This is a genomic window from Micromonospora sp. CNZ295 (assembly GCF_004217535.1).
Map to the genome: position 1 here is coordinate 3,175,151 of NZ_SHKZ01000001.1, position 16,293 is coordinate 3,191,443.

General features: G+C 71.2%; 10 protein-coding genes. 2 read left to right on the top strand and 8 right to left on the bottom strand.

The genetic code is table 11. The features are described 5' to 3' along the window. Positions 1 to 44 precede the first annotated feature (44 nt). Positions 45 to 1,253: a glycogen synthase gene (gene glgA, locus EV376_RS14985; RefSeq protein WP_130323728.1), complete on the bottom strand. Its 1,209-nt coding sequence runs from the start codon at positions 1,251 to 1,253 to the stop codon at positions 45 to 47. A gap of 96 nt (positions 1,254 to 1,349) precedes the next feature. Between glgA and glgC the strand changes: the two genes are divergently transcribed. Together glgC and pgm are read left to right on the top strand one after the other, a co-directional pair. Beyond that, a complete protein-coding gene (glgC, locus tag EV376_RS14990) occupies positions 1,350 to 2,582 on the top strand; it encodes a glucose-1-phosphate adenylyltransferase (protein ID WP_130323730.1) in 1,233 nt (410 codons plus the stop codon). A 52-nt stretch (positions 2,583 to 2,634) separates the two neighbouring features. Beyond that, positions 2,635 to 4,281 (top strand): phosphoglucomutase (alpha-D-glucose-1,6-bisphosphate-dependent), encoded by a 1,647-nt coding sequence (pgm, locus tag EV376_RS14995; protein ID WP_130323732.1) that lies wholly within the window; start codon positions 2,635 to 2,637, stop codon positions 4,279 to 4,281. Between the two features lie 158 nt (positions 4,282 to 4,439). On the opposite strand, the gene EV376_RS15000 is transcribed toward pgm, so the two are convergent. From EV376_RS15000 to EV376_RS15030, 7 genes are all read right to left on the bottom strand, one after another. Then, complete coding sequence (locus EV376_RS15000; protein ID WP_130323734.1) at positions 4,440 to 5,369, bottom strand: NAD(+)/NADH kinase; 930 nt, start codon at positions 5,367 to 5,369, stop codon at positions 4,440 to 4,442. Between the two features lie 205 nt (positions 5,370 to 5,574). After that, a complete protein-coding gene (locus EV376_RS15005) occupies positions 5,575 to 8,682 on the bottom strand; it encodes a M14 family metallopeptidase (protein WP_130323736.1) in 3,108 nt (1,035 codons plus the stop codon). Positions 8,683 to 8,803: 121 nt separating this feature from the next. Continuing rightward, positions 8,804 to 10,240 (bottom strand): D-glucuronyl C5-epimerase family protein, encoded by a 1,437-nt coding sequence (locus EV376_RS15010; protein WP_130323738.1) that lies wholly within the window; start codon positions 10,238 to 10,240, stop codon positions 8,804 to 8,806. Between the two features lie 26 nt (positions 10,241 to 10,266). Next, positions 10,267 to 11,526, bottom strand: a complete 1,260-nt coding sequence (locus EV376_RS15015) for a glycosyltransferase family 4 protein (protein WP_130323740.1) — start codon at positions 11,524 to 11,526, stop codon at positions 10,267 to 10,269. Next, positions 11,484 to 12,785, bottom strand: coding sequence for an O-antigen ligase family protein (locus EV376_RS15020; protein ID WP_130323742.1), 1,302 nt, complete (start codon positions 12,783 to 12,785; stop codon positions 11,484 to 11,486). The genes EV376_RS15015 and EV376_RS15020 overlap by 43 nt, the downstream gene beginning before the upstream one ends. Positions 12,786 to 12,804: 19 nt before the next feature. After that, a complete protein-coding gene (locus EV376_RS15025; RefSeq protein ID WP_130323744.1) occupies positions 12,805 to 14,181 on the bottom strand; it encodes an MATE family efflux transporter in 1,377 nt (458 codons plus the stop codon). 95 nt (positions 14,182 to 14,276) lie between these two features. After that, a complete protein-coding gene (locus EV376_RS15030; protein ID WP_130323746.1) occupies positions 14,277 to 16,208 on the bottom strand; it encodes a nucleoside-diphosphate sugar epimerase/dehydratase in 1,932 nt (643 codons plus the stop codon). Positions 16,209 to 16,293 lie beyond the last annotated feature (85 nt).

Sequence of the window (16,293 nt, forward strand, 5' to 3'; positions counted from 1 at the left end):
CTTCAACCTACTGCGGAAGATCGCTCCCCGCGCGGCCAAGCGCCTCAGCCGGCGGCCCCCACCGAGCGGTACACCTCCAGCGTGCGCTGGGCGATCCTGTCCCAGGAGAAGTGCTCCTCGGCGCGCCGGCGCCCGGCCCGGCCGTACTCGGCGGCCCGCTCCGGAGCGGCCAGCAGCTCGTTGATCCGGGTGGCGAGATCGGCCACGAACCGCTCCGGGTGCAGCGGCCGGCCGGAGCCGTCACCGGCCTGCTCGATCGGCACGAGCAGCCCGGTCTCGCCGTCGGCGACGACCTCCGGGATGCCGCCGGTCGCCGTGGCGACCACCGCGGTCTCGCAGGCCATCGCCTCCAGGTTGACGATGCCCATCGGCTCGTAGACGGACGGGCAGACGAAGACGGTGGCGTGCGTGAGCACCTGGATCACCTCGTGCTTCGGCAGCATCTCGGCCACCCACACCACGCCCGAGCGGGTGGCCCGCAGCTCCGCGGCGAGGCCCTCCACCTCCGCGGCGATCTCCGGCGTGTCGGGGGCGCCGGCCAGCAGCACGAGCTGGGTGTCGGCGGGCAGCTCCCGGGCCGCCCGCAGCAGGTACGGCAGGCCCTTCTGGCGGGTGATCCGCCCGACGTACACCACGCTGGGACGCGCCGGGTCGATCCCGAGCCGGTCGACGACGTCGGTTGCCGGGTCCGGTGCGTACTGTGCGGTGTCGATGCCGTTGTGCACCACCCGCACCCGGTCCGGGTTCACCGCCGGGTACGCCGTCAGCACGTCCTGCCGCATGCCCGCGCTCACCGCGATCACCGCGTCGGCGGACTCCACCGCCGTCCGCTCGCACCAGGACGACAGCGCGTACCCGCCGCCGAGCTGCTCGGCCTTCCACGGCCGCAGCGGCTCCAGGCTGTGCACGGTCACCACGTGGGGCACGCCGTGCAGCAGCTTCGCGGTGTGCCCGGCCAGGTTCGCGTACCAGGTGTGGCTGTGCACCACGTCGGTGCCGGCGCAACCGGCGGCCATCTCCAGGTCGACACCCATCGTCCGCAGCGCCGGGTTCGCGTCGGCCAGGCCGACCGGTTCGGCGTACGCGGTGACGCCCGGCTCGGTGCGCGGCGCGCCGAAGCAGTGGACCCGCACGTCGGCGAGGCGGCGCAGCTCGCGGGCCAGGTACTCGACGTGCACCCCGGCCCCGCCGTACACCTCGGGCGGGTACTCGCGGGTCAGCAGGTCGACACGCAGCCCGGCGGAGTCGCTCATGACCTCGAACCCTAGTGCAGAACCCCACGTCGCACCGGCTGCGGAACTGTGCCCGTACGAGTGGTGAAGTGACGGCGGGGTCGATAGCGTCGGGACATGGCTGCCAAGGTGCTCGCGATCGTCCTGGCGGGTGGGGAGGGCAAGCGCCTGATGCCGCTCACCACGGACCGGGCCAAGCCGGCCGTCCCGTTCGGCGGGATGTACCGCATGGTCGACTTCGTGCTCTCCAACCTGGCCAATGCCGGGTACCTCAAGATCGTCGTCCTGACCCAGTACAAGTCCCACTCGCTGGACCGGCACATCACCAAGACCTGGCGGATGTCGACGCTGCTCGGCAACTACGTGACGCCGGTGCCCGCCCAGCAGCGCCGCGGCCCGTGGTGGTTCGCCGGCTCGGCCGACGCGATCTACCAGAGCTTCAACCTGATCAACGACGAGCAGCCCGACTACGTGATCGTCTTCGGCGCCGACCACATCTACCGGATGGACCCGCGGCAGATGGTCGAGGACCACATCGCGTCCGGTGCAGGCGTGACCGTGGCCGGCATCCGGCAGCCGCTGTCCACGGCCGACCAGTTCGGGGTGATCGAGGTCGGCGAGGACGGCCGCCGGATCCGCGCGTTCCGGGAGAAGCCCACCGACGCGGTCGGCCTGCCGGACGCACCCGACGAGATCTACGCCTCGATGGGCAACTACGTCTTCACCACGAAGGCGCTCTGCGAGGCGGTCGAGCGCGACGCCGAGGACAAGAGCAGCAAGCACGACATGGGCGGCAGCATCATCCCGATGCTGGTCGAGCGCGGCGAGGCCAACGTCTACGACTTCCGCGACAACGAGGTGCCGGGCAGCACCGACCGCGACCGCGGCTACTGGCGGGACGTGGGGACGCTCGACTCCTTCTACGACGCCCACATCGACCTGATCAACGTCCACCCGGTGTTCAACCTCTACAACTTCGAGTGGCCGATCTACACCGACCAGCCGCCGTACCCGCCGGCGAAGTTCGTGCACCAGTGGGGCGAGCGGGTCGGCCGCGCGGTCGGCTCGATGATCTCGCCCGGCGCGGTGATCTCCGGGTCGCTGGTGGAGAACTCGGTGGTCTCGCCGAAGGTGAAGGTCCACTCCTGGGCGCACGTCGACGGCGCGGTGCTGATGGAGGGTGTCGACATCGGCCGGCACGCCGTGGTCCGCCGGGCCATCCTGGACAAGAACGTGATCGTGCCGGAGGGCGCCGAGATCGGCGTGGACCTGGAGCGGGACCGGCAGCGCTACACCGTCTCCGACAACGGCATCGTGGTGATCGGCAAGGGCCAGAAGGTGGAACCGTGAGCGCGAGGAGTGAACTTGCGAGCCCCGCAGTCGCGAGCGAAAGGCAAGCACCGTGAGCAAGCACCCCCGCGCCGGGCAACCCGCCCAGCCGTCCGACCTGGTCGACGTGCCGATGCTGGTCACCGCGTACTACGCGGAGCACCCCGACCCGGAGGACCCGGCGCAGCAGGTCTCCTTCGGCACCTCCGGGCACCGGGGCTCGTCGCTGCGCAACGCCTTCAACTCCGACCACATCCTCGCGGTCACCCAGGCGCTCTGCGACTACCGGCGGGAGCGGGGGCTGGACGGCCCGCTCTTCCTCGGCCGGGACACGCACGCGCTCTCCGCGCCCGCCGCGGTCGACGCCCTGGAGGTGCTCGCCGCCAACGAGGTCACCGTCCTGCTGGACAGCCGCGACGGCTACACCCCGACCCCGGCCGTGTCGCACGCGATCCTCACCCACAACCGGGGGCGGACCAGCGGGCTCGCCGACGGCATCGTCATCACGCCGTCGCACAACCCGCCCGACGACGGCGGATTCAAGTACAACCCGACCCACGGCGGGCCGGCGGACACCGACGCCACGAAGTGGATCCAGGACCGCGCGAACACGATCCTCGCCGCCGGGCTCAAGGAGGTGCGCCGCATCCCGTACGCCCGGGCGCGCGCCGCCGGCACCACCGGGACGTACGACTTCCTCGCCCGCTATGTCGACGACCTGCCGGCGGTGCTCGACCTCGACGCGGTCCGGTCGGCCGGCGTCCGCATCGGCGCCGATCCGCTCGGCGGCGCCAGCGTCGCCTACTGGGGCGAGATCGCCGAGCGGCACCGCCTCGACCTCACCGTGGTCAACCCGACCGTCGACCCGACCTGGCGGTTCATGACGCTCGACGGGGACGGCAAGATCCGGATGGACTGCTCGTCGCCGAACGCGATGGCGTCGCTGATCGCCGCCCGCGACCGGTTCCAGGTCTCCACCGGCAACGACGCCGACGCCGACCGGCACGGCATCGTCACCCCCGACGCGGGGCTGATGAATCCGAACCACTACCTGGCGGTGGCGATCGCCCACCTGTTCCGCACCCGTACGGAGTGGGGTCCGGCCGCCGCCGTCGGCAAGACCCTCGTCTCGTCGTCCATGATCGACCGGGTGGCCGCCGACCTGGGGCGCCCGTTGCTGGAGGTGCCGGTCGGCTTCAAGTGGTTCGTGCCCGGCCTGCTCGACGGGGCGGTGGGTTTCGGCGGCGAGGAGAGCGCCGGAGCCTCCTTCCTGCGCCGGGACGGCCGCACCTGGACCACCGACAAGGACGGGATCCTGCTCTGCCTCCTCGCTGCCGAGATCATCGGGGTGACCGGGCGGACCCCGAGCGAGCACTTCGCGGAGCTGGCCGGGCGGTTCGGCGCGCCCGCGTACGCGCGGATCGACGCGCCGGCCACCCGGGAGGAGAAGGCCGTGCTCGGCAAGCTGTCACCCGATCAGGTGACGGCGACCGAGCTGGCCGGTGAGCCGATCACCGCCACGCTCACCACCGCGCCGGGCAACGGCGCCCCGATCGGCGGCCTGAAGGTCACCACGGAGAGCGGTTGGTTCGCCGCCCGACCTTCCGGCACCGAGGACGTCTACAAGATCTACGCCGAGTCCTTCCAGGGCCCCGACCACCTGACCCGGATCCAGGAAGAGGCGAAGGACCTGGTCTCCGCGGTGCTGGCGAGGGCCTGACCGGCCCCGGTCGGGCGACGCGCGAGGAGCCGCTCCGGGTGCGGTACCGGCCGTCCAGGGGGTGGTGCCCCCCTTTGAGTGCCCGCCGTGCCTTCCGGCCCGGCCGCTCCCGTCCGCCCGTCCGCACCCCGGCTAGGGCTCGGTCGGGGCCGCGCGATTCAGCGGGGTGGGGGGAGTTCGCGGCGGTTCAGCTGCTCGCGGAGGGATTCGGGGAGGAGTTCCCGGAGCTGCTCGGGCAGCAGGGGCAGGTCGAGCAGGCTCAGCTTGAGCTGGTTGCGCTCCTGGTAGCGGCGCGGGTCGAGGCGGACGACGAGGCCCGCGTCGCGGCGGTAGCTCACCTCGACCGCGCCCTCGGTCGCGGCGTCACGGATCACCAGGCCGTCCACCTCCACCGCGACCGGCGCGGAGCCCGGGGCCAACTCCAGGCGGATCCGCTCCTCCGGGGAGAGGATCACCGAGCGGGAGATGCCGGCCATCGGCGCGGACGGCGTCACCACCACCGCGTCGCTGGCCGGCGACACCAGCGGACCGCCGGCCGCGTAGCTGTACGCGGTCGACCCGGTCGGCGTGCTCACCACGAGGGCGTCGCAGCGGTAGTAGCCGTAGCGCTGCCCGTCCACCGCCAGGGTGGCGGTGACGAAGCCGGCGCCGGGCTGGCGGACCAGCGCGATGTCGTTGAACGCGACCAGGTCGTCGCCGCAGACGTCGCAGGCCAGGCAGCTGTGCCGCTCGATGGTGAAGTCCCTGTTCGCCAACCGTTCGAGCGCGGCCGGCAGCTCCGGCGGCTCCACCTCGACCAGGAAACCCAGCCGGCCCAGATGCACCCCGAGCACCGGCTTCGGGTCGTGGACGGCCGACCGCAGCGCGCCGAGCATCGTGCCGTCCCCGCCGATGCTGATCAGCGCGTCGCAGGATGGCGCCACCTCCTCGGCGGGGAGCGGTTCCACGGTCGCGGGCACCCGGTGCCGGTCCTCGACCCGCACCGCCAGACTCATCCGGTACCGGGCCACCCAGTCGGCGATGATGTCGACCACCTCGGAGACGTCCCGGGTCGGGTGCAGCACCAGCCCGAGTCGGATCCGATCCATGTCCCCAGCTCACCACATCCGCCGCCGCCCCCGGCGTCCTTCGGGCCGGTGTCGCCGTCCGGGGTGCGGCGGCAGCGGACCGGCACCCCGCGATCCAGGGCTTGTCGCTGCTCGTGGAGATCCACTGGTGTGCGACGAGCCCTGGATCGGCGGGCGCTCCGTCCCCGCGACGCCGTACCGGGCCGCGGGGACGGGGAGGCGACCGTCAGCGGCGACCCGGCCCGCTCAGGTGGGTCAGCGCCCGCTTGACCAGGTCGTCGCGGGCCGCCGGGGCGAGGCCCTCCAAGCCGAAGCCGAGGTAGACGGTGTCCTCGGTGACCACCGCGGAGCCCTCCTCGAACGCCTGCTGGCTGCGGGACCAGTCGCTGCTGTTGCCGGGCGAGCCCGGCGGCGGGCCGGCCACCGTCCAGCCGCCCAGGTCGGCCGTCTCGAACGACGTCTCGCTGACCGTCGCGCCGTCCACGATCACGCGGGCGTCGTCGAGGAAGACACCGAGACCCTGGGTGCCCCAGTCCGACACGTACGAGATCGACACCTCGACCTGCTTGCCGGCGTACGCCGACAGGTCGGCCACGAACTCCTGCCAGCCACCCGAGGCGCCGGTGGCGGCGTTCCAGCTGCCGGTCGTGCCGGTGGGCGAGCAGTCCGCACCCTGGTACCGGGCCAGCCACGGGTGGATCTGCTCCACCCAGCCCGAGGTGCAGCTGTTGCCGGTGCCCGTGCCGGTGCTGCCGTTGGCGTCCGGCAGCGTCGTCCAGGCGTCGCTACCCACCTCGTGCGCCTCGACGATCATGTAGTCCCAGTTCGGCTCGATCTCGTAGGACGTGTAGAAGCGCAGCTCAGCGCTGCTGGCGCCGGTGAGGTCGACGGTGCGGGTGAGCCGCTTGTACGACTCGTCGGCCTGCCCGCTCCACAGGTACCAGTCGCCGGTGCGCGGGTCGAACGGCGCCGCTCCGGGCCGTACCCAGCCGACCGGCGCCGAGCTCGCGAACTGCGGGAACCGGTCCCGGGGCAGGAAGCTCGACGTGGTCAGGAACGAGACGGTGTGGTCCTGGTTCTCCGCCGAGCCCGGCGCGTTCAGCGTGCCCTCGAAACCGGCGAACGCGCCGCCGACGCCGGTCAGCGCGTACGGCCCGTCGGTGCCGGTGCCACCGTCACTGACGTACGTGTACGCGCCGAGCCAGTACTGCTGGAAGTCGTTCAGCAGCGGCAGGCAGGTGGCGTCGTCCGGATCGGTGCACTCCGCCGGTGCGTTCGGCTGGTACGCGTACGAGCCGTTGGCGCCCTGGGCGAACAGCGCGTACTTGCCGCTGAGCAGGAGCTTGCCGCCCTCGTTCAGGTAGTCCCGGACGGCCAGCTCGGTGTCCAGCGCCGCCCGCGCGGCGGTGCCGGGCACCTGCCCCGGCTCGCGCAGGATCACGTCGTCACCGGTCTCCCAGAGCACCGTCTTGTAGTGCGACAGCACGCCCAGGTGGTGCGGGGCCTGACGACCCATCGCGTCGAAGTCGTACACGTCGCTGGTGCGTCCGGCCGCGGCCAGCGCCGCGGTCATCTCGTCGGCGTACTTCGCCGTGGTCGTGTCCTGGGTCGGGCTCAGCCCGGTCACGTCCTCCACCGCCAGCACCAGCACCTGGCCGCCGATGTCGTCGTGCACCCGGTACGTGAAGCGGTCACTGGTGACCTTGCCCTTGCCCGGCTTGTTACCGCTGAACCACACCTCGACCCGGTCGCCCGGTCGCGTCCCGGTCACCGTGCCGCGCAGCTCGGCGTAGTAGTCGTGGTGGGTGTCGCCGTACCGCTCGCCGCCCCGCCACTCGCGGACCTTGACGCTCTTCGCCCGGCCGCCGTTGACGGTGTAGTGCATCTGCACGTTCTTCAGCGCCCGACGGGTGATCGAAGCGACCTGCTGGGTGCGCCCGTACGACGTGTCGAACGCGTCCACCACGAAGTCCGCCGTGCTGCGACCCACCACCGAGACCGGGTCGTCCGGGTCCTGCGCCGACTTCGCCACCGCGAGGGCGAACGGCAGGTTCTTCGCCACCTCGGCGGCGATCAGGTCCTCGTCGTCCGGGAAGATGAAGGTGCTGACGCAGTCCTCCGGGCGCCACTCGTCGTCCGGGTCGGAGGCCGCCGCGGACTGGCAGGTCGACATCTCCGGGGTGAAGCCGAGCGTGCCGTACCGGACCGTGGCGTGCGTGTCGGTGTCGCCGTTGGTGGTGTACAGCTCGGCGGAGATGTCCGGGTCGTACCCCGGCACCGCCGGGTTCGCGTCGTCGCCGACCATCGCCTCGTAGATGACGTCGTCCGGGGTGGGCGTGCTCACCTGCCAGCCGACGCCGTAGAGCAGCAGCTGGGCAGCGGAGTGGTAGTTGACGAAGAACTCGAAGCCGACCCGGCGGAACAGCTGGTCGAGCGCCTTGGTCTCCGGCTCCGAGTTCGGCCCCGGCCCCCGGTAGGTGTCACCGTTCGGGTCGGGGGAGGAGCCCTCGTTGTCGTACCCCCACTTGTAGCTGAAGTTGCGGTTCAGGTCGACGCCGTCGGCGGTGGTGATCCGCCCGTCACCGTCGTTGTCCCGCAGGTTCTTGCGCCACAGCCGGTTGCCCGGGGTGAAGGTGTGGTCGTAGCCGTCCGGGTTGGCCACCGGCAGGAACCACAGCTCGGTGGTGTCCAGCAGGCGGGTGATCTCCCGGTCCTTGCCGTAGTTGTCGAGCACGTGGTGCATCAGACGCCGGTTCATCTCCGGCGTGATCCACTCCCGGGCGTGCTGCGCCCCGGCGTACAGCACGGCCGGCCGCTTGCCGTCGCGGACCTTCCGCGCATCCTTGGTGACCTTGAGGGCCAGGATCGGCTTGCCCTGGACCGTACGCCCGATCGTCTCCACCTTGGTCAGCTTCGGGTACCGGGCGGCGGTGGCGGTGATCTCGTCCCGGATGCCACCGGGCTCGCTGTAGGAGCGGAACGCCGACCAGCCGTTCGCGGCCTGCTCGCGCAGCGCCCGGCTGGCCTCCTTGCCGCGTACCTTCTTGACCTCCAGCCGCACGCCCTGGCCGGCCAACCGCGCCGCCTGCCGTTCGCTGAGCACCGTCTCGATGCGGGTGGCGCCGGAACGGTCGGTCTCCAGGTGTTCGTGGCCGAGGTCGACCCCGGCGTGGCGCAGCTTCTCCAACTGCTCCGGGTTCACCGTGCCGACGTACACCTCCAGACCGTCGCGGCCGTCCGGATCGGACGGAGGCCGCGCGCTTGCCGGTGCGGTCAACGCGAGCGCGCCGACCAGAGTGAACACGCCGGCGATCGCCAGCCGTGTGCGCCTCATTGCGCCTCCTGGGGTGGAAGGACCTGTGAGCGGAGCCTTCCAGCTTTGGTAGAGGAAGGTCAATGTCTCCTTAGTCGGAAGGTGGTCGGCTGGTCACCCGATGCGCTGGTGAACCGTCGGCTCAGCGCAGGTTCATGCCATCCTGCGCGGGAATCCACCGGCCCGCCCACACCCCGTCGACGATCAGGAAGTAGAGCACCCCGTTCATGACGGTCCGGCGACCGGTGTGCGCCTGCGACGCGCTTCGCAGCGTGAAGGCCTTCGCGGTTGCCCGTACCCCCAAGGAGTTGAAGGTGTAACCGGTGAAGGTCCCCTGGCGGAAGTTCATCAGCCGGACCGGCGTGAAGACGTAGGTCTCCACCGCGAGCTTGATGAAGGCGCGCCCGTAGGCCTCGCGGACCCAGTGCCCGGCCAGTGTCCCGGTGTTCACCTGCAGCCAGACTCCGGGGAGGCCCTCGAGCCGATGCCGTGCTCCGATCGTTACCGCCTCCGCCGTTCCAACCTCCATGATCCGCCCCTCGATGACTCTGCGCGCCGAATCGAGTCGGTAGACCTGGTGGCTGCCCGCGCCGACGTAGCCCTTGCCACCGTTCTGCGCGGCCGGGTAGTCCTCCAGCAGGCGATCGCCCCACGCAGCCAGCGCGGGTGCTCCGGTCATCTCATAGAGCTTGTGGACCTGCGCAACGTGGAGGGTGTGGTAATTGGTGTACGCGTACTGCGGGTGGCCGAGACAGTACCTGCTGAGCCAGCCGGGATCGCGGATCTCGTTCAGGTGCCCTTCGACCGCGGTGATACCACCTTGCACCAACTGCTTCGCCAGCTGTGACCCCGTGGTCCGGTAGTAGTCGTACAGCCCGTAAATGGCGAAGATGTGGCCGTTGAGCGCCCGGTCCGGGCCGGGATGCTTGGCGTACTCCTCGAACCACAGGTAGCCGTCACCGTCGATGTCGACCGTCCATGGCACGCCATCCTGCCGGAGCTGGTTGAAGCTCGCGAACAACTGCGCGGCGGCTTCCGCGTAACGCTGTTGCCCGGTCACCTCGTGAAGACGTACGAAGGCACTGAGCGCCTGCCCCTGCGCCATTGCGGAGTACCACGGCGGCACCATCATGTCCGAGGTGTCACCGTGCAGCGCCCAGTCGAAGGGGTACGGCAGGTACATGGCCCCCCGGGCAGTTTGCGCGTTGGACAGGAGGCGGTCGGCGTGAGCCTCGACGCGGGCCAGATAGGCCGGATCCCGGTTGTGGTGGTAGCTGGCCAGGCGCGTGAGCATGAACTGTGCCTGGAGGACCGGATGGTCGTAGGGGCGGCCGCCGATGTAGCGAACGGATACCCCGTGCTCGTCGTAGGTGCCTGACCCGTCCAGGGGACCTGCGGCGGCTGAGTAGTAGGGCAACTGCTGCACGGGCAGGTCGATGATCCGGTAGTCGGTGCGGTGGAAGGTGAGCGGCTCTGCAGCTGCGGTGGGGACGGCCACGGGTGCGATGGCCAGCGCCACTGCCGCCGCCAGCGCCACGACGGTGAGTCGTCGGATGGGATTGCGGTGCGGGTAGGACAACTCTTCCCCCTTTCCAGCGGTTCCGGTCAACCTCGGGACGCCGGCTCGCCGGCGGGCCGGCCGTCGCTGGATGCCTCGCCCGAGTTCGCGGATTCGGCGACCACCTCATCGAGCACCTGCTGCAGGCGGGCTGCCGTGGCTGTTCGGGACCGGTGTTGCTCGATGAACTGGCGACCCCGTGCACCCATCTCCCGGAGCTGCTCGGGCTGGCATTCGACCAGCTCGCGCAGTCCGACGACGAGCTTGTCCGGCTCGACCGCGGCGCCCGCGTCGGCCTCCCGGACAATGTCGTGGGGCTCGCCCGGGCAGTTGGTCACCACCGGCAGCCCGGCCGCCAGGTAGTCGTAGAGCTTGTTCGGGCTGGCGCCCAGCCGGAACACCTCCGCGTCCGCCAGCACGTGGACGCCGATGTCCGCCCCGCCAAGGATGCCGGCCAACTCGGTCTTCGGCACCGGGTCCAGGAAGTGGACGTTTGCGAGGCCCTCCGCGTCCGCCCGGGCCATCAGGCGCGGCTTGTCGATACCGTCGCCGATGAGGAGAAACGTGTGGTCTGGCAGTTCCACCGCTGCGTCCAGCAGCGCGTTCAGACCGTTCGCTGGCCCATGCGCTCCGGCGAACACGACCAGTCGGCCCCGCACCGGGAGCCGGTCGCGCAGCGGCGTGTACCGGTCGTGGCGCAGGGTGAACGACGAGGGGTCGGCCCCATTGCTGACCCAGCACAACATGGCCTCGTCAACGCCGAGCGACCGGAAGTACGAGCGCCAGCCGTCGGCCACCATCACGATCCGGTCGGCTCGCCGGTACAGCCACCGCTCGAGCGCGCACAGCATGAGGTGAAGGACCGAGCCTCGGCGCAGATAGCCGGTACCGACGATCGACTCAGGCCACAGGTCACGAACCTCGAGCACGAAGTGCGCCCGGCGCAGTCGTGCCAGCAGCCACCCGCCGATCGGCGCGAGGATGTGCGGCGTCGAGGCGTACACGATGTCTGGTCGGGGCTGCCGCATCCCGGCGAGGAACGCGTTCTTGGTGTAGGTGATCCAGCTCATCACTCGACGGTGGTCGTTGCCGCGATAGCTGGTCACCGGCACGCTGACGAAGTGCGGGTCGTCCGGCACATAGGTTCGGCGCGACGCGTGGTCCTGGCCGGCCACGATGATTGACCACTGCCAGCCCGACAGCCGGCCGAAGAGCTCGACGTGCCGGGTGCCGCCGGAATGGGACAGGGGCTTGGCGTAGTGGTTCAGAACGAGGACGCGGCGCGCCGTCCGCTGCTGTGGTGCCACGGTGCAATCTCCATCTGGTGTTGGGAACGGTTGTTCGTGGGGCGGGCCCGGAGCACGGCCACGACGGCGAGGATCCAGCAGAACCGGGTGTCGAAGTAGTCGCCGGAGAACATGCTGGCCAGCAGGATGTAGATGGCTCCCACGGCGCAGGCGACCTGCTCACCGGGAGCGGCGGACCACCGCCGTCCCTGACGCCACCAACTGCCGATGACGAGCACCGCCAGGAGGAGGGCGAAAAGCCCGGTCTCCGCCGCCAGCCCGGCGAAGTAGTTGTGCGGATAGCCGATGCCGACCTCGACGTGGAAGCTGTCCATTCCCGCGCCGGTGATCGGATTCCTGGTGAACATCTCCCAGGCGTGGGACAGCAGTTCCGGCCGCGCGGAGAAGTCACCCTGCTGGATCCCCGTGGTCGAGTAGCGGCGCTCCGCGACCTCCTCGAACCGGGCACCGACCAGGGACCAGACGCCCCAACTGACCGCACCGCCGATCACGAGGGTGCCCACCAGAAGGACGAACCGCCGGCGGGCGAACAGTACGAAGAAGGCCGTGGCGGCGCCCACGAGCGCCACCAGGCCACCCCGTGAACCGGAGAGCACGGCGGCGGCGGCCAGCAGCGGGAGCGGCAGAAGCAGCCACCACCTGCGGGAGATGGCGAACAGGCCGACCGACGCGATGATCCCCAGTGCCATGACCCGGACGAAGATGTTGGGTCCACCGCCGAAGGCGGAGTAGCGACCACCCAACTGGGGGCCGGCGACCAGGGCGGCGACGGCGTAGGCGATTCCGGCGGCGAGCATCAGGGCCAGGAGGATCCGCGCGGCCCGTCGCGGGTCACCGGCGGCGAGGACGACGGTGACCAGCACCAGGATCCACAGGCTGAGCAGATCCCAGGCGGCCTGCTCGATCCGCGCGCCGGACGGCGCCCAGAGGGCCGCCGATATCTGCAGGGCGATCAGCGCCGTGAAGAGGTGGAACATTCGCGGCCACTGACGGGCCTGCCCCCGCGCGGACTGAATGATCTGCCAGAGCAGCGCCGCGGCGAACAGCGCGGCGTAGCCGGGGATCCGCAGGTCCATGCCGCCGCCCACGGACAGGCCCAGTCGTTCCGGTGTGGCTCGCCCCGCGAGGGCCACGACGAAGAGGGCGGTCAGCAGGGCCACTGATGCTTGTGGCCGGGCCCGATGACGATGCGGGGGGCCGGTCGGCGAGACGCGATCACGCGGGATCGCGGTGGGCGTCGGGTACACCAGGTTTGCCATCCGTACGTCTCCTGGTCGGTCAGTCCCGGGTCGGCGACGGAGGTCGCGACCGGTCGTCGGCGAACTGTGCGTGGGAGCGCCGCTGCCGGCGCGAGGAGGTGACGGCGAGCGTGCTGGCCACCGCCAGAACCGCGGCGGCGCCGTAGGCGACCGCGGAGCCGACGGCGGCGCCCATGGCGCCGTGTCGTGGGATCAGGACGAGATAGGCGCCGAGTGCCACCACCATCGCCGGGATGTCGGCGATCAGCGCGCTGCGCGCGCGTTCGGTCGCCACCGCCAGCCCCACCGCCATCCTGCTCACGCTGTAGCCGATCGCACCGGCGGCGAGCGGAACGAGAAGGCCGGTGGACGAGGCGTACTCCGCGCCGAGGACCGGCACGATGAGCAGATGACCCGCGGCGATCAGCCCGGCCCCGGCGATGACGCCGTAGGCGGCGGCCGCGAGCAGCGGGCCGGACACGCGCAGGTCGCCTTGGAGGAAGCGCTGATGCCAGCGGGGAGCCTGTGCGTCCACGTACGACTGGACCGGCCAGATGGCGAGTTCGGCGACGGTCGCGACGACGATGTAGAGGCCCAACTGGTCGTAGGAGCCGAGCCACGGCAGCATGATCCGGTCGGCGCGGAGCGTGACCATGCTGGCGATCGCAGCTGGGAGCAGCCGCAGGCCGAGACGGCGGGCGGGGGCCAGGCTGTGCCGGTGCGCCGGGCGTGCCGGCGCGGTTCTGCGGAGCAGCCCGAACGCCACCAACGGGGCGACCGCGAGGCTGCCGCCGTAGGCGATCAGCCACACCTCGACGGATTCGACCTCGGCCACGGTGAGCACGGCGGCCGCCGCGACGAGGGTCACCTGACCGGCGACCGTGGCCGTGAGGTACGGACGGGCGACGCCGGAGGCAGCGGCACCGGTCCGCAGCGCCGAGTTCAGCGCGAGGACCGTGGCGACGAGCAGGAACCCCGACAGCACGGCGAGGTGGTGGGGCGTACCCGCGTCGATGATGAGGACGATCGGGCCGAGCGCCGCCATCGCCACCACGGCCGCTGGTGCGACGAGGCGCAGCATGTCGGCTGACGCGGCGCGCGCCCCCCGGTCCACCGGGACCGTCGCCGGGTAGGAACGGTCCGACCCGGCGACGGCCAGGAGGTTGACCACGTAGGTCAGCTGGAGCAACAGCGCCAGGCTGCCCCGGCCCGCCGGCCCCATCGACCGGGCCGCCAGGATGTTGATGACCAGGCTGGCTGCGCCGACCACCACCTGCGCCAGCACGAGGTGACCCACCGTCCGCACCACGGACCGGCCCGTCGTCGGAGCTGCCCTTCTCGCCATCCGGCCACGCCGCTCGGTCGCGACGGTCCGGGCCTCGACCCGGGACGGTTCGTCCTTCTGCTGATCGGTCACGGTGCCCCGGGTGCCCTTCCCGATGTCGTCCTGAACTGGTCCCGCTGGCTCAACGAGCGGAGCGTCCCGACGACTCCTTTTCGCAGGTCCAGCCCTCACGAGCCCGGCTGGCTGGACGATGTCGACCGGGACTCCGCCCGGGCCGAGGAGGTCAGCCCGGCCGGCAGCGGCGTGCGGCCGTCGCCGTCGACGAGCGACCGCATCGGCTGGGTGCAGAGCGCCGCCAGTTCGGCGATCAGCTTCTCCGCGTCGTCGTACGGGTCCAGGCCACTGACCTCCATCGGGTCGAGCGCCGGTACGGCGACGTGCGAGATGAGCGGGTGTAGCGGACGGGTGTCGACCTCCCCGGTGCCGAGCAGGTCCTCGTGCAGCTTCTCGCCGGGACGCAGTCCGGTGTAGACGATCGGCACGTGGCTGTCGGCCTGCTCGGCCATCTGCCGGGCGAGGTCGGCGATGCGCACCGGTTGGCCCATGTCGAGCACGAGTGCCTCCCCGTCGCGGCCGATCTCCGCGGCCTGGAGCACCAGGCGCACCGCTTCCTCGACGGTCATCAGGTACCTGGTGACGTCGGGGTGCGTGACGGTCAGCGGGTTGCCCGCCGCGATCTGCCGCTGGAACGCCGTGACCACCGAGCCGCGGCTGCTGAGCACGTTCCCGAAGCGGACGCTGAGGAAGGTGCCGGGAAAGCGGGACGCGGCGTGCGCCGTGAGCAGCTCGGTGATGCGCTTCGAGTAGCCGAGGACGCTGATCGGGTCGGCGGCCTTGTCGGTGCTGATGTTGACGAACTTGGCGACATCGCGGCAGGCGTCCAGCACCGAGAGGGTGCCCCAGACGTTGGTCAGGACGGCCTCGCCCGGGTGGCGCTGCAGGAGTGTGAGGTGCTTCAGTGCCGCGGCGTGGAAGATGACGTCCGGTCGGCGCTCCCGGATGATCCGCCGGATGCGCTCGTCGTCGCGAAGATCGGCAAGGATCAGCTCGGGACCGTCGAGCATGGCCCGCCCGTTCAGTGACATCTGCAGGGCGTGCAGGGCGGACTCGTCGCGGTCGAGCATCATCAGCTCGCCGGGGTCGGCCTTCATGACCTGGCGGCACAGTTCCGAGCCGATGGAGCCGCCGGCGCCGGTGACCAGCACCCGCAGGCCGGCCAGGCTGTTGCCGTTCAGCGGCAGGTCACCGACCACCTGCCGACGGCCGAGCAGGTCACCGATCTGCACGTCGCGTACGTCGGTCACGGTGATCCGGTGGTCGACCAGGTCGCGGACCGGGGGCAGCACCTTGAAGGCCGCGCCGGTCTGCAGGGTGGCCTCGCGGATCTGGCGGACCAGCGCGGCGTCCGCGTTGGCCACGGAGAAGATCACCGTGGTGGCGCCGGTGCGGCGGACCGCGTCGGCGATGTCGGCCCGGCCACCGAGGACGCGGACCCCGCCGATGCGCAGGTTGCGCTTGTCGGGGTCGTCGTCGAGCGCGCCGACCGGCAGGTACCGGCCGCGCGGGTCGCTGAGCATCGCGCGCAGCAGCCCTTGACCGGCGTCACCGAGGCCGAACAGCAGCACCGGCGTGGAGGAGCGCACGTCCGGGCGCATGGCGATGTCGCGGCGGTGCCGGTACGCGAAGCGGACGGCGAGCATGAACAGCAGCGCCAGGGCACCGCCGACCAGCGGGGTGCTGGCGGGCACCGGCCGGTCGGCCGACGGTAGCAGCCCGATCAGCAGGACGGCCGCGGTCGTGGCGACGGTGCCGGCGACGCCCTGCACCTCCTGGAGGCTGCCGAGCGGGTGCCGGCCGGAGTGGAGCCGGCGCACCGCGGCGACCGCCACGTACATCAGCGCCGCGATGCCGCCGGTGGTGGCCGCCCGGCTCAGCTGCCCGGGAGGCAGGTGGAACTCGTAGCGGGTCCAGACGGCGGTGACGAAGCCGCCCACCCAGGCCGCGGTGTCGTAGGCCAGGAAACCCAGGGCGCGGCGGCGTGCCCTGGTCCGGCGGACCCGCTGTTCGGCACGCTCGGCGCTTCCGGTGTCCTGCGGCATGTTCTGACTCCCGTCTTCGACCGGTTCCGCCCCACAGGGCAGAGGGGAATTTTTGTACCTTTTGTACTTGTTACAGCCTCGAACA